Origin of the sequence: Bifidobacterium asteroides (genome assembly GCF_019469425.1) — a bacterium.
Classification (GTDB): domain Bacteria; phylum Actinomycetota; class Actinomycetes; order Actinomycetales; family Bifidobacteriaceae; genus Bombiscardovia; species Bombiscardovia asteroides_I.
Map to the genome: position 1 here is coordinate 914,831 of NZ_CP048272.1, position 20,243 is coordinate 935,073.

A 20,243-nucleotide genomic window follows, 5' to 3' on the forward strand; every position below is an offset into this window, starting at 1 on the left:
GGGAAGATGAGACCTCTCATATACCCCGGGTTCTGTCATCGTCCGGATAAAATCCGGACGACGGATGGCCATCCATCTTGACCTGACGTTGCCGCCAGGCTCTAGCGGCCTACCCGAAGGCGGGACGAGCAACCCCTGAATGCCTTCTGCTTGGCCTTGCTCCCGATGAGGCTTGCCATGCGGTCGGCGTTACCGTCGACCCGGTGGTCTCTTACACCGCCGTTTCACCCTTGCCCGCCTTGACCAGGCGAGCGGTCTGTTCTCTGTTGCGCTATCTCTCAGGTCGCCCTGGGCGGACGTTATCCGCCATCGTGCTCTGTGGAGCCCGGAAGTTCCTCAGCCCTTCCCAGGAGGAGGGGCCGCGGCCATCCGAGAGGTCTCGGGGATATAGCATAGCGGAACTGAAGGACCGGACCAGGGTCGGGATCCCGCTCTGGCCTCAAGCTCAATCAGTGAGTCAGCCCTGATCTTCGGATACAATCGGAAGCACAGTCGATGGTGACCAAGTCCGCCATCGCACCAGCGGTTCGTCCGCTCACAAGTGCAAGGAGATTCCCATGGAGATCGTCATTACCGGTCGACATACCCAGATCAAGCAGCGGTTCCGCGATGTTGTGGACAGCAAGATGAACAGGGTGACGGCCATCGCCCCCGATGCACAGCGCACCCAGGTCGTTCTGACGCATGAAGGCAATCCCCGCCAGGCTGACAGCGCCAAGAGGGTGGAGCTCACGGTCCAGGCCGGCAAGACCGTGATCCGCGCCGAGGCTTCCAGCGCCGACGAGTTCAGCGCACTGGACATGGCCCTAGACAAGCTGACCCAGCGTCTGCGCCGGGTCCGCGACCGCCGCAAGGACCACCGCCGCGGACTGGAGCATCCGCCTCTGCCCGCCGAGCTGCCCGTGGATGATCAGGCAGGCGATCAGAGCGATCAGGGCCAGGAGTCCAACTCCGACAACAGCGCCCAGAGCGCCGTGGCATCGGACCTGGCACCGGGCCAGTCGGTCGAAGTGCAGGTGGGCGACACCCCGATCGTCATCCGCCGCAAGCTGCACATCGCCGAGCCAATGAGCATTGACGAGGCCCTGTACGAGATGGAGCTGATCGGCCATGACTTCTTCCTCTTCGTCAACAAGGAGACCCGGCGGCCGTCGGTGGTCTACCGTCGGCACGGATGGAGCTACGGCGTCTTCGAGATTGATACGCCTGAGCATGTAGGCCGGAAGAAGTAAGAGCAAAAAGGGGTATTGGACTGTGGGGCGATTTTCCGGCGGCAGGATGGCCTGGCCTCCGGAGAATCGCCCTTCTTCAATGCCAAGTCCGGCTGCCAAGGCCACAGCCGGGTTTGCAGAACCATCGGTTTCGAGAAAATCGGTGCATTCGCGTAAGATGATCAGGGTCTAGGCCTACGTCAGCTGAGGGTGTGCGAAGGCCATAAAAGAACGGTAGGGAGCGCAACGTGGTAGCAGTCTTGGACAAGGTCCTCCGTATGGGCGAGGGTCGTCAGATTCGCAAGCTTCAGGGGGTGGCCAAGGCGACCAACGCCTTCGAGGATCAGATCTCGGCCATGAGCGACGAGGAGCTCAAGGGCCAGACGCCCAAGTTCAAGCAGCGGCTGGAGAACGGCGAATCCCTCGATTCCCTGATGCCAGAAGCCTTTGCCACAGTTCGCGAGGTTTCCAAGCGCACCTTGGGCCAGCGGCATTTCGATGTCCAGCTGATGGGCGGAGCGGCCCTGCACTGGGGCAATATCGCCGAGATGAAGACCGGCGAGGGCAAGACCCTGGTGGCCACCCTGCCCAGCTATCTGAACGCCCTGGAGGGCAAGGGCGTGCACGTGGTCACGGTCAACGACTACCTGGCCTCCTACCAGAGTGAGCTCATGGGGCGCATCTTCCGCTTCCTGGGCATGAGCGTGGGCTGCATCATCACCGACCAGCGTCCTGCCGAGCGCCGCAGACAGTACCAGGCGGACATCACCTACGGCACTAACAACGAATTCGGCTTCGACTACCTGCGTGACAACATGGCTTGGGACAAGGACGAGCTGGTTCAGCGTGGCCACCACTTTGCCATCGTGGACGAGGTGGACTCCATCCTGATTGATGAGGCGCGAACTCCTCTGATCATCTCCGGCCCTGCCGAGGGCGACGTGACCCGATGGTACCGGCAGTTCGCCAAGCTGGTCCCCAAGCTCACCAGGGATGAGGACTACGAGGTCGACGAGAAGAAGAAGGTCGTCGGCATCCTGGACCCCGGCATCACCAAGGTGGAGGATTACCTGGGCATCGACAACCTCTACGAGCCCGCCAATACCGCCCTGATCGGGTACCTGAACAACGCTATCAAGGCCAAGGAGCTCTTCCTGCGCGACCGCGACTACGTAGTCCAGAACGGCGAGGTCCTGATTGTGGACGAGCACACGGGCCGCCTGCTCAAGGGCCGTCGCTACAACGAGGGCCTCCACCAGGCCATCGAGGCCAAGGAGGGCGTGGAGGTCAAGGCAGAGAACCAGACCTTTGCCACCATCACCCTGCAGAACTATTTCCGCATGTATGACAAGCTGGCGGGCATGACCGGAACGGCCGAGACCGAGGCCGCCGAGTTCATGAACACCTACAAGCTGGGCGTGCTGCCCATCCCCACCAACAAGCCCATGATCCGCAAGGATCAGCCGGACCTGATCTACCGCACCAAGAAGGAGAAGCTGACCGCCATCGTCCGCGATGTGGCCAAGCGGCATACCAAGGGCCAGCCCATCTTGCTGGGCACCGCCTCGGTGGAGTCCTCCGAAGTGGTCTCCTCCCTGCTGGACGTGGCCGGCATCGACCACCAGGTCCTCAACGCCAAGCAACATGCGCGCGAGGCTGCGGTCGTGGCCGTGGCAGGGCGCAAGGGGGCTGTGACCGTGGCCACCAACATGGCAGGACGTGGCACCGATATCATGCTGGGCGGGAATGTGGAGTTCCTTGCCGATCAGAAGCTCAAGGAGCAGGGTTACTCCTCCGAAGACACCCCTGAAGAGTATGAAAAGCGCTGGCCCGAGATGCTGGACTCCGTCAAGGAGCAGGTCAAGGACGAGCATGAGGAGGTCGTCAAGCTGGGAGGTCTGTACGTACTGGGCACCGAGCGGCACGAGTCCCGCCGTATCGACAACCAGCTGCGCGGCCGTTCAGGCCGCCAGGGCGATCCCGGCGAGTCCAGGTTCTACCTAAGCCTGGAAGACGACTTGATGCGCCTGTTCAACTCTCAGCTGGTGGCTCGAATGATGTCCTCCAAGAGCATGCCGGAGGGGGAGCCTATCGAGTCCAAGACCGTCACCAAAGGCGTGCGCAACGCACAGAAGTCCGTCGAATCCCGCAACTATGAGATCCGCAAGAATGTGTTGAAGTACGACGACGTGATGAACAAACAGCGTCAGGTCATCTACGGCGAGCGTCAGGCGGTGCTCAAGGGCGAGGACATCCACAAGGACATTCTCCGCTTCATCAGCGAGACCATCGCCTCATACATCCGGGGCGCGCAGAAGGGCTCGGACAAGCCTGAGGACTGGAATGCTGATGAGCTCTGGAAGGCACTGGCCTCCGTCTACCCAGTCAGTCTTGACCAGGATGAGACCATGGACTCTCTGGAGGGCCTGAAGGGCGACAAGGCCGTCAAGGCTCTGGCAGACAAGCTGGTGGAGGATGCCGATTCCATTTACCAGGAGCGTGAGGATGAGCTGGGCGAGAAGGGCTCCAGACAGCTGGAGCGTCAGGTGGTCCTCTCGGTTCTGGACAGCAAGTGGCGTGAGCACCTCTACGAGATGGACTACCTGAAGGACGGCATCGGCCTGCGCGGCATGGGCCAGCGCGACCCCCTGGTCGAGTACCAGCGCGAGGGCTATCAGATGTACAACTCCATGATCGACGCCATCAAGGAACAGACCGTACAGCTGCTCTTCAACGTGGACCTCAAGCAGATCGCGGCCAGCCAGGAGAACGAGCGGCGTGCCCGCGAGGAGCATAAGGAGAACGAGGAGGGCCAGTCCGGGCCGGTCAACTATCAGGCGCCTGAAGAGCCTGACACCGAGGACGAGACCACCGACATCGACGAGACTGTCGAGGAGCACGACGAGGGTGCTCCGGCTGGCAGCATCCAGGAGGATTCCGAGGAGGATGCCGCTGACGCTGGCGCTCCGGCCCCGGTCGGGCCTGCCCCCATCAGCCATGCCGAGGGCAAAGTTCCTGCCAACAAGAGACCCAAGGCTGTAGAGGATCGCTCGCCTTGGTCTGATGGCCGCACATTCCCGGGCACGCCCCGCAACGCCCCCTGCCCCTGCGGCTCTGGACGCAAGTACAAGATGTGCCATGGCCAGAACGAGAAGAAATGACAGGCACGCATAATCATTAGCCGCTTCTGCAGATAGGGTTGCCGATTCATTTAGGGTGCTGATCTGACGACGGCCATCGCTCACAAGGGCGGTGGCCGTTTCCATATATTGGTAGCAAAGTGACCAGAATACGGGATGGCCTTGTGCAAGGGAGGGGCAGGGCAGTAAACCTAGGGCAAACAGCGGGGCATCCAGCCCTGCTTCTTCAAAGGAAAAGAGTCACCATGCGGCCACTCAGCTGGAAATCCGTCCTGAACTCCTTGGTGTCCGGTCGACACCTGAGCGCGGATGAGGCCGAGTGGTGCATGAACGACCTGATGGACGGGAATGCCGACCCGGTGCAGGTGGGCGCTGTCCTGTCCATGCAGTCCGCCCTGGGGTTGACCAGCCCGGAGGTCGAAGGGGCTGCCAAAGCCATGGTGGGCCATGCGGTGCCGCTGAAGGTCAGGGGTGATGTGACCGACATCGTCGGTACCGGCGGCGACGGGGCAGCGACGGTGAACCTGTCAACCATGGGTGCCATCGTGGCTGCCGCAGCAGGGGTCAGAATCGTCAAGCACGGCAACCGGGCCGCATCCAGCAAGAGCGGCACCGCCGACTGTCTGGAGCAGCTGGGCCTTCCTCTGGACCTGCCGCCCCGGGAGGTGGCTGCCATGGCTGACCGCTACGGCATAACCTTCGTCTTCGCCAAGACCTTCCACCCTGCCATGCGTTTTGCCGGGCCTGTCCGCTCGTCGCTGGGCATCCTGACCGTCTTCAACCTGCTGGGACCCCTGACCAACCCGGTCAACCCGCGCTATGTGGCCATCGGATGCGCCCAGCGCCAGCTGAGCTCCATGATGGCCCAGGTTTTCGCTTCACGCGGTCAAGAGGGCATGGTCTACACCTCAGTCGAGGGCCTTGACGAGATGGCCCCGACCGGTCCGGTCTCCATTTGGGAGATCCACCAGGGCAAGGTGGAGGAGCGGTCCTTCGACCCGACCCGTGAACTGGGCCTTGACCCGGTGGATTTGGATGACCTGCGCGGTGGTGATCCCGCCTTCAACGCCAGCGTGGTCAGGGACTTCCTGGCTGGAAAGCCGGTGCCCTCCCGTTCCACTGCTCTGCTCAATGCGGCGTCGGCCATCGTGGCCGACGGCACGCAGATCGATGCCGGTCCCGAGGCCGATTTGAGCGTCCGGTTTGCCCAGGCCTACCAACTGGCCACCGAGGTTGTGGACCAGGGCCGGGCTGCCGACCTGCTGACGGCCTGGATTCACGGAGCCCAAGAAGCGCAGTCCCGCTGCCAGCAAGAGGAACGGACGCACCGTCCGGTCTTGGTTTAAGTTCGGTTGCTTATATATGGCTGTTCACAGCATCATCGCCGGTAGTGTCGTTCGTCGTCATCGAAGAGTCCGCTTGAGGAATCGCGGAAATTCTTCCGGTCGATGATCAGTCCCGCGATGCCTATCAACAGGAGCAGGCCCGCCAGCAGTCCGGTCAAGCCGGACCAGCGGGGGATGAAGATGGTAAGAAAGAAGCAGACCAGGCCCAGCACCGTCATGATCATGAAGGACGCACGCCTTCTGCCCAGGTCGCTCAGGTCAGGGTTGGGAGGCACAAAGTTCGACGACTGGTCCATGACCTCGTCGGTGTCCAGCCAGCTCCTGCCTTGAAAATCGCGCGGTCCGGAGCCGCCGACGAAGGAGTCGCGTTTTAAGTCCTCGGCCTTCAGCGCCGCCTTCTTCTCGGATTTTCGTGCCTTCTTTTCGAATTCCTTGGCCGTCCTGGACGATTCCAGGGAACCCAGCTGGTCAGCGTGCGAATTCAGGAAGTCCGCCCATTCCTCGTCCACCTGCGAGGACCCGGTTCCTGCCTCGCTGTTATACTGTTTTCCGGCGTCGTTATCCTTGTGCTCGGTCATAGAACCATCGTAACCTCGGCCGAATGCATTCGCTACCAAGGAGTCTCTGTGCTGTACTGGTTCTTCGTCAAACTGCTCGGTCCGTTGGCGCGTACCTGGTTCAAACCGACCGTTGAAGGCACGGGGAACATTCCCAAGCAGGGGGCTGCCATCATCGCCTCCAACCATCTGGCCGTCATTGACGATGCCCTCCTGCCCATCACCTGCCCGCGGATGATCCACTTCATGGGCAAGGCCGAGTACTTCAGCGGCAAGGGGATAAAGGGCAAGTTCAAGAAGTGGTGGTTCAGCTCAGTCGGAGTCTTCCCCGTGGACAGGTCGGGCGGCTCCAAGTCGCTGGGAGCCATGGAAACGGCGCGCTCTATCCTTGAACATGGGCACATCTTCGGCATCCATCCAGAGGGCACTCGCAGCCCTGACGGCAGGCTCTACCGGGGGCACACCGGGGCTGCGCGGCTGGCTTTCGAGACCGGAACGACAGTGGTTCCCACCGCCATCATTGGTACCCGGCAGCTTCAGGAGCCCGGCCATGTGCTTCCGCATAAGGGCAGGACCAAGGTTATCTTCGGCAAGCCCATCACCGTGCCCTACGTGCCGGTCAACAGCCTCACTCACGAGGAGATCCGCAACCTGACCGACAGGATCATGCAGGAGATTCAGGAGATGAGCGGGCAGCGCTACGTGGACGTGTACGCCCAGGTCATCAAGGCGCATGAGAGCAAGGAAGAACTGGGCTGACGACTGACTGCAGAGATTAGGCAGTCAGACCATGGTCAAGGTCACGACAGCCGGCGAGCCGTCATCATTGACCACCTTGATCTGAGTGCCGGGGCTGGGGTCCTGGATCCGCACCGTGTGGGTCAGATTGCCCAGCGGCGCGGAGATGTTGACCTTGAGTCCGTATCCCTGCAGGATTTGGGTGGCCTCGTCCTGGCTCTTGCCTTTCACGTCGGGCATACTGATGAATTGCGGCCCCTTGGAAATCACCACGTTGACCGCATCGCCCCAGTGAAGCTGCTCCTGGGCCTGATGAGAGGCGGAGATCACCTGGTTGCGGGGCACCGTGTCTGACCAGTCCTCGCTGTAATTGACCTTGAGCCGGAGGGCTTCCAGGGCCGCCTTGGCATCGTCCCTGGCCTTGCCGATGATGTCGGGCATAGCCACGGGCATCCGACCCTTGGACAGGACCAGGCTGACCTTGGTGTCGTGCCGGGTCTTGGTCCCCGGGGCTGGCTGCACTGAAATCGCGCCTCCCTCGGGTATATCCATGGAGTACTGGTCCTTGGAGGAGTCATGGTCGATCTTGTCGAACCCAGCCGCCTTCAGGGCTTGAATGGGGTCCTTGCCGTCGGAGGTGTCCGGCATGAGGATGTCCTTGGGCACTGTGGCCTGGCGAATCCCCTTGGAGACGGTCAGGTTGAGGCTGCCGCCCCGCTTGCTGATATGGGTTCCGACGGTATCGGGTTCCGCAGCCATGATGGCCCCTTTGGGCACTTGGTCGCTGAAGTCGTAGTCGGTGTAGACATTGATGCCTGAGACCTTGAGCGTGCGGGCATACTTGGCGTAGTCGGCGCCGACGACCTTGCACTCCTGATTTTCGGAGCAGGGGATGTCATCCGGCTTGGGCAGGGCGACATAGCTGCCTGGGCCCAGGTAGTACCACCAGGCGCCGCCGCTGGCTCCTGCCAGGGCCAGCACCAGCAGAATCACCAGCACGACGATCAATCCGCGATGCTGATGCTTGGGCTTGGCCGTTTCGGGACCTTGCTGCATGGTCTGGACAGAAGCCGGGACGACGTTTGCGCCAGCGGGGGATGTTGCCGGGTCTTGAGGCTGCAGGACGGTTGTGGTTTCGGCCCGGGAGGGGGTGTCCACGTCGTTGAGTCGATAGCGTCTTGTCTCTGTGCCCGCATCGGTTTCTGGCGGGGCGGGCACAGCCAGGACCGTGTCCGAATTCTCCGGGCCGGTTGCTGCAGCCTCAGAACCGTCGTTGGGTGCTGTCGCCGTCTGCATTGACGATCCGTCCATCTCAGTGTCGTGCCCGGCCGTTTCGTCGATGGCGGATTCGGTCTGTCCGCTGGCTGCTGCAGGCAGTACATAATCCATGGTCTGCCGGTCCAGCCCCCTGACCACCTTCCTCAGGCTCTCCAAGGCCTTGCCTGCGTCATCCGGCCGATTTTCGGGGGAGCGGTCGGTCAGTCCGGAGACCAGGGCGGCCACGGACGGGTCGATTCCGGGGCAGACCCTGGCCAGGGAGGGGACGTCCTCGTGGACGTGCTTGAAAACTATAGTCACCGGGTTGTCGCTGGCGAAGGGGACCGTGCCAGTCAGCATCTCGTAGGCGATGATGCCCACGGCATAGAGGTCGCTCTGGGGGGAGGCCTCATTGTTCTCGATGGTTTCGGGGGCCAGGTAGGCGGCTGTGCCCATGAGCATGCCCGTCGAAGACAGGGTAGCCTGGGCGGCGGCGCGGGCCAGGCCGAAGTCGGTGATCTCCACGTGGCCGCGGTCGTTGATGAGGATGTTTTCCGGCTTGATGTCGCGGTGGATGACGCCAGCTCGGTGGGCGGAGGCCAGGCCGTCCAATATTTCACCCACAATGCGCAGGGTTTCTTTCAGGGGATAGACGCCCTGACGGGCCATATCCCGCCGCAGGCTTATTCCGTGGACATACTCCATGACCAGGTAGTCCAGCCCTTCATCGACGCCGGTATCGTAGACCTGGACGATGTGGGGGTTGGCGATGGCTGCTGCCGATCTGGCCTCGCGGCGGAAGCGCTCCTCGAACTGGGCCCTGTGCGGCCCCTGGGCCAGCATGGTGTGCATGATCTTGACCGCCACATGTCTGGACAGCCGTTGATCCAGGGCCTCGTAGACCGTGGCCATGCCACCTTGCGCAATCTCGCGCAGAATGCGGTAGCGCCCGTCGATGATCCGGTCGCTGGTCCTCTCGTCCGCTTCACTCATGCTCGTCTTGTCCGGCCCTCTGCACCTCGGAGGCCTGACCGGCCTCGGCATCGATGGAAGATACACGTTCATGATACCCGGCGGTGGCGGCAAGCGGCAGAAAGCGTCGGCAGGCATTCAGGAAGATGGTTCGGCCCTCTGCCGACAGATGCAGATCATCGGCCAGGGTCTGGGCTCGGGTCTGGGCTCGGGCGGACAGGTCAGCCATACGACGCCGGCTGGCCTCTATGGCACCGCAGGACTGCATCAGGTCGCGGACCATATTCACCTGGGCATCCTTGCGGCGTTCGGTTGGGGAATCGTAGAGTCGGCGAACCTCCTTGGCCTGATCGGAATCGGCCATGGCCAAGGTGTCGGCCACGAGGACGGTCCGCTTGCCCTCACGGATATCGCCACCCACAGGTTTGCCGGTGTGGCGGTCGTCGCCTGTCACATCCAGCAGATCGTCCGTTAGTTGGAAGGCCAGCCCCAGATCAAGGCCCAGGGCGCGCACCGATTCTTTATGCCCCTCGAGGTCCGCCCCGGCAGCTAGCAGCCCCAGAGCCAGCGGAGCCAAGGTGGTGTAGGAGGCGGTCTTCCACGCCATGGTGCGCAGGGCCTGGCAGCGCAGGCGGACCGGATCGTCAAGGCGGGCCTCTTCCATGCCCATGTCTAGGACCTGGCCGGTGACCACAGCCGTCTGCATGGTTTGAAAAGCTCTGCCTATGGCCGGTCCCTGAGGCAGGTCGGCGGCCGCCTGGAGGGCCATATTCGTGCTCAGCGATGCCAACAGGTCGCCAAGAAGGATGCCCAGGCCGGTGCCGCGGGCATCGGGGCCTGCAGGGGGCCGGTCGCTCGAATCGTATCCGGCGGCCGACCGGCTCAGGGTCAGATGGGCGGCAGGGTGGCCCCGACGACGAGGGGAGTCGTCGATGATATCGTCGTGGACCAGAGCGCTGGTCTGGTAGACCTCCAAGGCGCAGGCAAGATCAACTACGGCCTGTGCGCGGTCCGGATTCGGCACGGACTCCAGAGCTTGCCAGACGTCGCAGAGCAGCAGGGCGCGCAGTCGTTTGCCTCCGCGGCCGGCCTCTATTGCCTGGAGGATGACCTCATGCAAGGCCTCCTGAGAGGGGTCCTGGTCCAGGGGATGGTCCGATCCGGACTTTGGAGCAATCAGGTGGTCGCAATGGCTCTGGAGCAGTTCCTCCATGCGCTGTTCGATCCGTGCTGCAGTCACGCTCTTCATGCCTTAGAGCCTATCCGCATATCTGCCCAGCGGGCAGGCTGCAAGGACCATGGTGGATGGATGACCTCACTCGACCACATGCCTGGTTGCGGCCCTCCTAACGGTTCCAACTGGTTCAGGATGGTGCCAAGGCTCCCCGGACTACAGACCGGGAGCGGATGGGAGGCGATGACGGCATGAAGGATTCGCACGAAGACGACATGACAAAACTAGCGGAGAACTATCGAGAGCGTCGACGACGATGGGGTGTGGAGGAGGCTGACAGGCGATGGCTCCAGCAACCCTTGGCCGACTGGACTGCAGGCTTGAAGGGGCAGCAGGCGCGCCCGCTTTTGGAGTCCGACTCTACGGAACGTCTGGCCGTGGCCATCAAGGAGACACTGGCCATACGCGACGGGCTTATCCTGTCCATTTTGGCGCCTGAGCCTGGTCTGGACGCTGATCGGCTGCTGGACCTGTGCGTGCGTCCCAACGATGCGTCCAACGTGACAGTGCTCTGCAGCATTCTGGATGCAGTCTTCAAGGATCCTGCGACACGGCCGGACAGCCGACGTTGCCATGCTGGGCTGGCCATGCTTGAAGCCATGGCAGACAAGGTTCCGGCGGGGTTCCGTGCTCAGCCCCTGGCGGTTGCGGCCTATGTCGACTGGTGGAATGGGGGATTCCGGACATCCGGGCTTGCCGAAGGAGCCTTGGACGACGACCGTTCCTGTAGTCTGGCAGCCATCGTCCTGGCACTGATCGGCCGTGGCATCGACCCTGCTTGGAGGCAATCGGGCTGAATCGGGAATAATCGTCCCCCTGGGGTGGTTCACTTAGTGAGTCTACGATTTGACCTTGCCATAGCTGTGCCTTAAAAGCAGTGTCGGCGGGTGGGATGATCCAGGAGGAGAATTTGGCCACGAAGGACACCAAGTCAGCCAAGACAGCCGCAGTGGATACCGGAAAGGGCCGGACCAGTTCAACCGCCGGCAAGACCAAGACCGCCACCAGATCCAAGACCAGCAGCAAGGCGTCCCGCAAGACCTCGTCCCGCAAGACCGCCGCTGCCAGCACTTCGACGGTCAAGACGAACCGCCGTCCGGCCTCCAAGAACACGAAGAAGGTCGAAGAGGAGCCGACCCTGCAGCCGGAGAAGCAGGAGACCGACGAGGACCTGCTCGAGGATCAGGAGGACGACGATCGGCTGGACAAGAGCGAGGATCAGCTGGAGGACGAGCCCGACGAGGACGATCAGGAGGAGGACGAGATCTCCCAGATCGAGGATGAGGCCGAGGAGGACCGCAAGGCCGCTCATGCCCTCGCCGCCAAGGTCAAGGGCGCTTTCGTCGTCGACGATTCCGATGACGATGAGAATGTCACCCCCTCAGGCAATCCCAAGCGTCGTGTTGTCACTGCCGGCGCCACTGCCGATCCCGTCAAGGACTACCTCAAGCAGATCGGCCGCGTCAGCCTGCTGAACGCTGAGCAGGAGGTTGATCTCTCCGAGCGTATCGAGGCCGGCCTCTATGCCCAGCATCTGTTGGACACCGAGGGCGAGGGCTTGGACTTCAAGCGTCGCCGCGAGCTCAAGTGGGCCGCCAACGACGGGAAGAAGGCCAAGGACCATCTGCTGGAGGCCAACCTGCGACTGGTGGTCTCATTGGCCAAGCGCTACACGGGCAGAGGCATGCTCTTTCTGGATCTGATTCAGGAAGGCAACCTGGGTCTGATCCGCGCTGTGGAGAAGTTCGACTACACCAAGGGCTACAAGTTCTCCACCTACGCCACCTGGTGGATCCGCCAGGCCATCACCCGCGCCATGGCCGACCAGGCTCGCACCATCCGTGTGCCCGTCCACATGGTTGAGGTCATCAACAAGCTTTCACGCGTCCAGCGGCAAATGCTGCAGGACCTGGGCCGCGAGCCCACCCCCGACGAGCTTGCTCGGGAGCTGGATATGCCCGTCGAGAAGGTCCAGGAGGTCCAGAAGTACGGGCGCGAGCCCATCTCCCTGCACACCCCTCTGGGCGAGGACGGCGACTCGGAGTTTGGCGATCTGATCGAGGACACCGATGCCATCGCCCCCTCGGATGCCGTGGCCTTCTCCCTGCTGCAGGAGCAGTTCCAGCAGGTGCTTGAGACCCTGAGTCCCCGCGAGGCCGGCGTCATCAAGATGCGCTATGGCCTGGAGGATGGGCAGCCTAAGACCCTGGACGACATCGGCCGCGTATACGGGGTGACCCGTGAGCGCATCCGCCAGATCGAGTCCAAGACCATGTCCAAGCTGCGGCACCCTTCGCGCTCGCAGACCCTGCGGGACTTCCTGGATCAGTGACCTCTGCGCCCGGCGGGGAGGTCCTAATGCTGTCGAGGCCTTCTTGCTAGAAATGGTCATCGGTGCGTAAGCGACCGCCCATGTGAGGATCTGTGTCTTCCCTGGGCGCTACGAGGTGAACGGCGAGGTAAATGGTGGCTAAAAAGCCTGATAAGGGAAAGACCTATGGTGCCGGCAGTCTGACAGTCCTGGATGGCTTGGACGCAGTGCGTAAGCGTCCAGGCATGTACATCGGGACCACAGACAGCCAGGGGCTTATGCACTGCCTTTGGGAGATCATCGACAACGCCGTGGACGAGGCTCTGGCCGGTCAGTGCGACCACATCAAGGTCATCCTGCACAAGGACGGCTCCATCGAGGTGGACGACAACGGCCGAGGCATCCCTGTCGACATTGAACCTCGAACCGGTCTGACCGGCGTGGAGGTGGTCCTGACCAAGCTTCACGCCGGCGCCAAGTTCGGCAACTCCTCCTATACGGCTGTGGGTGGCCTGCACGGCGTGGGCTCTTCGGTGGTCAATGCTCTGAGCTCCCGACTGGACGTGGAGGTGGACAGGGACGGCAAGACCCACCGGATGCGCTTCCACCAGGGCCATCCCGGCGCCTACCAGGACCCGGATCCGGAGCATCCCTCGCCTGACTCGCCCTTCAAGCGCACCAGGAAGAACAGGCCTACGACCCTGGAGGTGGTGGGCAGCGTGCCCAAGTCGCGGACCGGCACCAGGGTGCGCTACTGGGCCGACCCGGAAATCTTCAACCCAACGGCCCGGTTCAGCTACGCCCAGCTGATCGACCGGGTGCGCCAGACCAGCTTCCTGGTGCCCGGCCTCAAGATCACTGTGATCGACGACCGAATCCCTGCTACAGGGAGCGCCGATCAGGACCTGCGCCTGGAGGTTGACGGCGAGCCTGCTGCGAAGCCGGGAGATCAGGACGTTCAGGAGGATCAGGGAAACCTTCGCGGATTGTCCAATAGCGGCGAACCCCCTGAAAACAATGCTGAAGACGAACGTGCCGAGCACCAGCGAGCGGATGATGCCGACCTTTCGGCCACTGAGCGGGCTGACCGGGCCATGCTGCAGCCGGAGGACGAGACCGGCCATCAGCGTGTGGAGGAGTTCCTGCACACTGGCGGGGTGACCGACTTCGTCGACTTCCTGTCCAAGGGTGAACCTGTCAGCGACATCTGGCGGATCAGCGGCCAGGACACCTACCAGGAGGAGACCCAGCGGGTGGGCTCGGACGGCGAGCTGCACGCTGAGCAGGTGGAACGTGTCTGCGGGGTGGATATCGCCCTGCGCTGGGTCAATGACTATGATTCAGTTGTCCGCAGCTTCGTCAATGTGGTGGAGACGCCCGGCGGAGGCATGCATGTGGACGGGTTCATGAACGCCATGACCCGCCAGGTGCGCAAGGCTGTGGAGGCCAACGCACGCCGCCTCAAGGTCAACCTCAAGGACTCCCACACCAAGGTGGAGCGCGACGACGTCCTTGCCGGGCTGGTGGCTGTAGTCACCGTGCGCATCGCCGAGCCGCAGTTCCAGGGCCAGACCAAGGACGTGCTGGGCACGGCCCAGGTCAAACCCATCGTCACCCGGATGACCGACGACCAGTTCGGCCAGATGATCAGCGGTTCCAAGCGCGGCTTCAAGGAGCAGTCCGGCCAGGTTCTGGAGAAGATCGTCGGCGAGATGCACGCACGCGTCCAGGCCCGGAAGACCAAGGAGGTCACCAGGCGCAAGAATGCCCTGGAATCGGCCTCCATGCCCTCCAAGCTCTCGGATTCCATGCCCGGCAACGACGACATCGCCGAGCTGTTCATCGTCGAGGGCGACTCCGCCTTGGGCACGGCCAAGGCCGCACGAAACTCCATGTTCCAGGCCCTGTTGCCCATCCGCGGCAAGATTCTCAACGTGCAGAAGGCCTCCCTGTCCCAGATGCTGACCAACAAGGAGTGCGCCTCCATCATCCAGGTGGTCGGAGCCGGCTCGGGAGCCAGCTTCGACATCGATCAGGCCCGCTACAACAAGGTCATCATGATGACCGACGCCGACGTGGACGGCGCCCACATCCGCATCCTGCTGCTAACCCTCTTCTACCGATACATGCGTCCCCTGATCGAGAGCGGGCGGGTTTACGCCGCCGTGCCGCCCCTGCATCGAATCGCCTTGGCGGGCAAGAACAAGGGGAAATTCATCTACACCTATTCGGACGATGAGCTGGAGGGCAAGCTGGTCGACCTGCAGGCCAAGCACATCGACTACAATCCCGATGTGCAGCGATACAAGGGTCTGGGCGAGATGGATGCCGACCAGCTGGCCGACACCACCATGGATCCCAGGACCCGCATGCTGCGTCGTATCCGTATGGAGGATGCCGCTCAGGCCGCGGGCATCTTCCCCCTGCTCATGGGCGACGACGTGCCGCCCCGCAAGCAGTTCATCGTGGACAATGCCGACGACTTCGACCGGAGCAAGATCGACACCTGATCGGCTTTCAGCAAGACCCGAAAGAGCAGGGAGAGGAGTGGACGCATATGGGCGATCCCCTGGACAATTTCTCCCCACAGACGGCTGACTGGTTTCACCAGACCTTTCCCGAGGGGCCCACGCCGACCCAGGTGCAGGCCTGGCCGGCCATCCGCTCAGGCGGCGATGCGTTGATTATTTCGCCCACCGGCTCGGGCAAGACCCTGGCCGCCTTTCTTTGGGCCATTGACGAGCTCATGACCAGGCCTCGACGCTTCCGAGAACCTGGGGTCGCAGTGCTTTACATCTCGCCCATGAAGGCCTTGGGGACGGATGTGGCCCGCAACCTGCAGGCTCCGTTGGACGGCATCGCCGAGCGATTCCAACAGCAGGGACGAAAAGCGCCCAAGGTCCAGACAGGTATCCGCACTGGAGACACCGACGCCCGCGGCCGCAGGGCCCTGGCCGCTCATCCTCCGGATATTCTGGTCACCACCCCCGAGTCCCTCTATCTGATGCTGACTTCCAAGACGGCCAACACGCTGAAGAATATCCGGACCGTTATCGTGGACGAAATCCACGTTTTGGCGGGCAATAAGCGCGGGGCTCATCTGGCCCTGAGCCTAGAGCGGCTGGACGACCTGGTCGGAGGGCCCGTGCAGCGGATCGGCCTGTCGGCTACGGTCCGGCCGCCCGAACAGGTGGCACGTTTTCTGGGCGGCAGCCGTCCGGTCAGCCTGATCCAGCCCAAGTCGTCCACAGCCATGGACCTGCGGCTGATCGAGCCTTTGGAGGACATGGGCGATCTGGCGGCGCCACCCGGCGAATCTGGCCAGGAGGGTCAGGAGAGGGACCAAAGAAGCGGATCCATCTGGCCAGCTATCGAGCGGGCCATCCTGGACCAGGTCCTGTCCCACCACACCACCCTGGTCTTCGTCAACTCCCGAGGACTAGCCGAGCGTCTGACTGCCAGGCTGAACGAACTGCACCAGTCCGATTTGCGGGCCCCGGTTCACGACCGACCAGGTTCATCCCGTGAAACAGTCCAGCCCACGGGCAGGGCTGCGCAGGCCTGGGAGCCCGCCCACTACAGTTCGGCCACCGGGTCGACCTCCGAGAGAACATCCGGCCAGCCTGTTGACCAACCTATTGCCATGGCCCACCATGGTTCGGTGTCCAAGGAACGTCGCCGCCAGGTGGAGGACGACCTCAAGGCCGGCAGACTGCGGTGCGTGGTAGCCACCTCAAGCCTGGAGCTGGGCATCGATATGGGCTCGGTCGATCTGGTCATCCAGGTCAACGCCCCTGTGTCGACCGCTTCGGGGCTGCAGCGCGTGGGCCGGGCCGACCACCAAGTGGGACGGGTATCGCAGGCCAGGCTTTTCCCCTTGACCCGCGAGCAGATCCTGGAGTGCACTGCCAGCATGGAAAGCATGGTCCAGGGCGACATCGAACCCACCATCATGCCCAACAGTCCCTTGGATGTTCTGGCTCAGCAGACGGTGGCTGCAGCTGCCATGGGACCGCTTAAAGAGCAGGATTGGCTGGCCACAGTCAGACGGGCTGCGCCCTTCGCCCACTTGGACCAGAAGGTCTACCGGGCGGTGCTGGGCATGCTCAGCGGTGCCTACACCTCCCAAGACTTCACCGCCTTCCGCCCCATTCTGGTCTGGGACCAGCAGACAGGCACGCTGACAGCTCGCCCCGGCGCGCAACGCCTGGCAGTAACCTCCGGAGGCACCATTCCCGACCGTGGCTCCTACAGCGTGGTCATGCCCTCCGAGGCCGCCGGCGGCAAGCCCCGCCGAGTGGGGGAGCTGGACGAGGAGATGGTTTACGAGTCCCGGAAGGGGGACGTAATTACCCTGGGCACCACCTCTTGGAGGATCCAGCAGATCACCCGCGACCGTGTGGTAGTGGTACCCGCCCCGGGACGCTCCGCCAGGCTGCCCTTCTGGCACGGCGAGGGCGCTGGCCGCGACCCCGCCTTCGGCTGTCGCCTGGGCAGGCTCGCCAGGGAGCTGTCCCGAAGCCTGGTGCCGGCAGTCCAGGCTGCCTCCGGTCGGCCGGGCTTCACCCAAGCCGTCTCCTCTCGCCTGCTTGAGGACGGCCTGGACCGTCCTTCTATCAACAATCTGGCGGCCTTTCTGGCCGAGCAGCAGGCCTCCACCGGCCAGGTGCCCGACGACCGGCACCTGGTGGTCGAGCGTTGCCCCAACGAAGAGGGCGACCTGCGGCTGGTCCTCCATTCGCCGTACGGTCGCAGGGTCAACGAGCCTTGGGCCCTGGCCATTACCGCCCGGCTCTCCCGTGAGCGCGGTTACGACGGGTCCGTGTGGGCGGGGGAGAATGGCATCGTCGTGCAGATTCCGGGCACTGATGCCTTCCTGGAGGATCGGCGAATATTCGGTTTCACCCCCGATCAGGTGGAGCGCGAGGTTCGACGGCATTTGGTCGGCTCGGCGCTCTTCCAGGCCCGCTTCCGCCAGTGCGCTGCCCGCTCGCTCTACATGCCCAGGATGGAGCCCGGCCGGAGGGTTCCGCTCTGGCAGCAGCGTCTGCGGGCCTCTCGGCTCCTGGATGCGGCGCTGAAGGAGGATGACTTCCCCCTTGTTCTGGAGACCATGCGTGAGTGCCTTCAGGATGTCTACGACATGCCTGCCCTGCACGAGCTCATGGCCGGCCTGGAGCAGGGAAGCGTCCGTCTGGTCCCGGCTTCCACCCAGACACCCTCCCCAATGGCTTCAGGGCTGCTCTTCGGTTACCTGGGCACCTTCATGTACCAGTACGACATGCCCAAGGCCGAGCGTGACGCCGCTATGCTGGCCATCGACTCCGACCTGCTGGAGCAGATGGTCGGCCAAGTGGACATGGCTGACCTTCTGGACCAGGAGACTGTCGACCAGGTGACCGCCGACCTGCAGCGGCTTTCGCCTAGGACCCGGGCCAAGGGGGCCGAAGGACTGGCCGACCTGTTGCGAACCCTGGGCCCCATGGATCTAGCAGGTATTCGTCGGCGCATGTGCGGGCAGGAGGACGAACCGGTGACGGAGGGGCAGGTCCGGACCATGCTGGAGCAGCTGCAGGCCCAGTCCAGGGTGGTCCAGGTCAGACTAGGTGCTCGCGACTGCTGGGTATGGGACGGTCAGGCGGGACGGCTGACGGCGGTCCTGGGACCAAGCATCATCCAGCTGTCTGCCCAGCCAACAAAGGGATCGGCAACAAAGGGATCGGAATCGGACAGCGAGGCCTTCGACCAGCTGGTCAGGCAATACGCCGCAGTCCACGGGCCATTCACCGTCGAGGACTTGGCTGGCCACCTGGGCCTGGGCAAAGCTCTTTTGGAGGACAGACTGCGCTCCCTGGCAGCGCGTGAGCTGCTCATGACCGGGGTCTTTCCTAGGCCAGACCTAAGTGCCTATGGCGAGCCTGGATGGGAGGGAGGCGAACCCCGCCGAGGATGGCTGGATCCCGAGGTCTTCCGTCGGCTGCGCTCGCGGTCCCTGGCCAAGGCCAGCAAGGCCGCCAGTCCCGTCCCCGGCCATGTCTACAGCGACTTTCTTCTTCACCGGCAGGGTCTGGCACTCCTGGGCCAGGAGCCTTTGATGGGCACTGAGGGACTGCTGGAGGTGGTCGCGCAGCTGGAGGGGCTGGTTTTGCCGCCCGAAGTCTGGGAGTCGGCGATCTTCCCGGCCAGGGTGCGTGATTACGGTCCCGCATTGATGGACGATCTGCTGGCCTCGGGCCAGGTGGTCTGGGTAGGGTCCGAGCAGGGAGAGGGCCCGCTGGGCGCTATGACCTTTTATCTGGCCGAGGACCTTGATGTGGAGTTTCCAGCACAATCCGCCGGTTCTCCGTCAGTCACGAATGGGGCGGGCAAGTCGAGCAACCCGGGCAACGCGGGCGATCTGGAAAAGGCCCTGCTGGATGTTCTGGCCGATGGGGGAGCCTACCGTTTCGATCGGCTTCTGCGCGTCTGCACTGGCCGAGGCGGCAATGATTCTGAGGCCTCCGACCAGGAGGTCCTGGCTCGGTCCCTCTGGCACCTGGTCAGGCGTGGACAGGTCACCAACGCTTCCTTGGCTCCGGTCCGGCGGCTGGTCCGGGGATCGGGATCGCAGCCCTTGGGGAGGGCCCGCCGTTTGCCTTATGGTCTGCGTGGACGCGGCAGGCCTTTGGATCGTGCGGCCTTGACGCGGGCGGCAAGCTCGTCAGAGCTGTCAGCGGCGACGGAAGGATTCTGGACTCTGCTTGCGGATGAGCGCGGAGCGGCGGGTGGTGCAGCGGGGACTGGCATGGCTGATTCAAGCGACGAGCTCAGAGGCGGCCAGGACGATGACCGGCAGCGGACCGTCCGCCTGGTCCATGAAGAGCAAGCCATGCTGGACCGTTATGGGCTCCTGGCCCCGGTCCTGCCTGAAGTGCGGTACCTCCATGGCGGATTTTCGGCCCTCTATCAGGTCTGCAGACGCATGGAGGAGGCCGGACAGCTGACGCGTGGGGTCATCGTGGAGGGTTTCGGCGGCGCCCAGTTCGCCCCCCGGGAGGTGATCGATCAGCTCAGAGGCTTCCAAGAGGATGAGCGCCATAATGATGATTCCGACCGGCGGCCGCCCGAACCCGTGGTCATGGATGTGACCGATCCAGCCAACCTCTATGGCACGGCCCTTGCCTGGCCGACCACATCAGGGGATGGCGGCGGTCGGCCCGTTCGGCGGATGGGCAACCTCTTGGTGCAGAATCGAGGCCGTGCCCTGGTCTATGCGGCGCCCAAGGGGCATCATCTTCTGGTCTTCGGCGAGCCCGAGCGTGGATTGCTGGAGGCCGCCTTCGCCCAGCTGGCCTCATGGCTGAGGCGGGGAGGACAGGGACGCATCCTCTTCAGCAATGCCAATGGCCGACCCCTGACCATGCGCGAACCAGTAGGCATGGCCATGACCGCCGCCGGTTTCACAGCGGGGCCGGGCGGTATGGCCCTCTACTGAGCC

Annotated in this window: 9 protein-coding genes, 1 other RNA gene and 4 pseudogenes; 10 read left to right on the top strand and 4 right to left on the bottom strand. The window is 63.3% G+C overall.

Features of this window, described 5'->3' with window-relative positions; all coding sequences use genetic code 11:
- Positions 1 to 4: 4 nt before the first annotated feature.
- Positions 5 to 381, bottom strand: an RNA gene (rnpB, locus tag GYM67_RS03515) — RNase P RNA component class A.
- Positions 382 to 557: 176 nt separating this feature from the next.
- Between rnpB and hpf the strand changes: the two are divergent.
- From hpf to trpD, 5 genes and pseudogenes are all read left to right on the top strand, one after another.
- Positions 558 to 876, top strand: a pseudogene (gene hpf, locus GYM67_RS09375) (ribosome hibernation-promoting factor, HPF/YfiA family); the annotation flags it as partial.
- Between the two features lie 80 nt (positions 877 to 956).
- A pseudogene (locus GYM67_RS09380) lies at positions 957 to 1,232 on the top strand (sigma 54 modulation/S30EA ribosomal C-terminal domain-containing protein); the annotation flags it as partial.
- A gap of 227 nt (positions 1,233 to 1,459) precedes the next feature.
- Positions 1,460 to 3,968, top strand: a pseudogene (gene secA / locus GYM67_RS03525) (preprotein translocase subunit SecA); the annotation flags it as partial.
- Positions 3,969 to 4,186: 218 nt separating this feature from the next.
- A pseudogene (locus GYM67_RS09385) lies at positions 4,187 to 4,372 on the top strand (SEC-C metal-binding domain-containing protein); the annotation flags it as partial.
- A 224-nt stretch (positions 4,373 to 4,596) separates the two neighbouring features.
- Positions 4,597 to 5,697, top strand: coding sequence for an anthranilate phosphoribosyltransferase (gene trpD / locus GYM67_RS03530; protein WP_220237147.1), 1,101 nt, complete (start codon positions 4,597 to 4,599; stop codon positions 5,695 to 5,697).
- Positions 5,698 to 5,729: 32 nt separating this feature from the next.
- Here trpD and GYM67_RS03535 read toward each other — a convergent pair whose 3' ends face one another.
- The gene (locus GYM67_RS03535; RefSeq protein ID WP_220237148.1) at positions 5,730 to 6,275 is read right to left on the bottom strand and encodes a hypothetical protein; all 546 of its coding nucleotides are present in this window, start codon (positions 6,273 to 6,275) and stop codon (positions 5,730 to 5,732) included.
- A gap of 48 nt (positions 6,276 to 6,323) precedes the next feature.
- On the opposite strand from GYM67_RS03535, the gene GYM67_RS03540 reads away from it, so the two are divergent.
- Positions 6,324 to 7,013, top strand: a complete 690-nt coding sequence (locus tag GYM67_RS03540) for a lysophospholipid acyltransferase family protein (protein ID WP_220237149.1) — start codon at positions 6,324 to 6,326, stop codon at positions 7,011 to 7,013.
- 24 nt (positions 7,014 to 7,037) lie between these two features.
- Here GYM67_RS03540 and GYM67_RS03545 read toward each other — a convergent pair whose 3' ends face one another.
- On the bottom strand, positions 7,038 to 9,242 hold the full coding sequence (locus GYM67_RS03545) for a Stk1 family PASTA domain-containing Ser/Thr kinase (protein WP_220237150.1): 2,205 nt from the start codon (positions 9,240 to 9,242) through the stop codon (positions 7,038 to 7,040).
- A complete protein-coding gene (locus GYM67_RS03550; protein WP_220237151.1) occupies positions 9,235 to 10,470 on the bottom strand; it encodes a polyprenyl synthetase family protein in 1,236 nt (411 codons plus the stop codon). The genes GYM67_RS03545 and GYM67_RS03550 overlap by 8 nt, the downstream gene beginning before the upstream one ends.
- Before the next feature lie 176 nt (positions 10,471 to 10,646).
- Between GYM67_RS03550 and GYM67_RS03555 the strand changes: the two genes are divergently transcribed.
- The 4 genes from GYM67_RS03555 to GYM67_RS03570 all read left to right on the top strand — a co-directional run bounded on the left by GYM67_RS03555 (position 10,647) and on the right by GYM67_RS03570 (position 20,240).
- A complete protein-coding gene (locus GYM67_RS03555) occupies positions 10,647 to 11,252 on the top strand; it encodes a hypothetical protein (RefSeq protein ID WP_220237152.1) in 606 nt (201 codons plus the stop codon).
- Positions 11,253 to 11,365: 113 nt separating this feature from the next.
- Positions 11,366 to 12,787, top strand: coding sequence for an RNA polymerase sigma factor (locus GYM67_RS03560; protein WP_258561566.1), 1,422 nt, complete (start codon positions 11,366 to 11,368; stop codon positions 12,785 to 12,787).
- 131 nt (positions 12,788 to 12,918) lie between these two features.
- Positions 12,919 to 15,276: a DNA gyrase/topoisomerase IV subunit B gene (locus GYM67_RS03565; protein WP_220237154.1), complete on the top strand. Its 2,358-nt coding sequence runs from the start codon at positions 12,919 to 12,921 to the stop codon at positions 15,274 to 15,276.
- A gap of 47 nt (positions 15,277 to 15,323) precedes the next feature.
- Complete coding sequence (locus GYM67_RS03570) at positions 15,324 to 20,240, top strand: ATP-dependent helicase (RefSeq protein WP_220237155.1); 4,917 nt, start codon at positions 15,324 to 15,326, stop codon at positions 20,238 to 20,240.
- Positions 20,241 to 20,243 lie beyond the last annotated feature (3 nt).

Bases quoted from the DNA above. Each gene is read 5' to 3' on its own strand.
- GYM67_RS03535 (WP_220237148.1), bottom strand. From the start codon at position 6,275: ATGACCGAGCACAAGGATAACGACGCCGGAAAACAGTATAACAGCGAG.
- GYM67_RS03545 (WP_220237150.1), bottom strand. From the start codon at position 9,242: ATGAGTGAAGCGGACGAGAGGACCAGCGACCGGATCATCGACGGGCGC.
- GYM67_RS03555 (WP_220237152.1), top strand. From the start codon at position 10,647: ATGAAGGATTCGCACGAAGACGACATGACAAAACTAGCGGAGAACTAT.
- GYM67_RS03565 (WP_220237154.1), top strand. From the start codon at position 12,919: ATGGTGGCTAAAAAGCCTGATAAGGGAAAGACCTATGGTGCCGGCAGT.
- trpD (WP_220237147.1), top strand. From the start codon at position 4,597: ATGCGGCCACTCAGCTGGAAATCCGTCCTGAACTCCTTGGTGTCCGGT.
- GYM67_RS03570 (WP_220237155.1), top strand. From the start codon at position 15,324: ATGGGCGATCCCCTGGACAATTTCTCCCCACAGACGGCTGACTGGTTT.
- GYM67_RS03550 (WP_220237151.1), bottom strand. From the start codon at position 10,470: ATGAAGAGCGTGACTGCAGCACGGATCGAACAGCGCATGGAGGAACTG.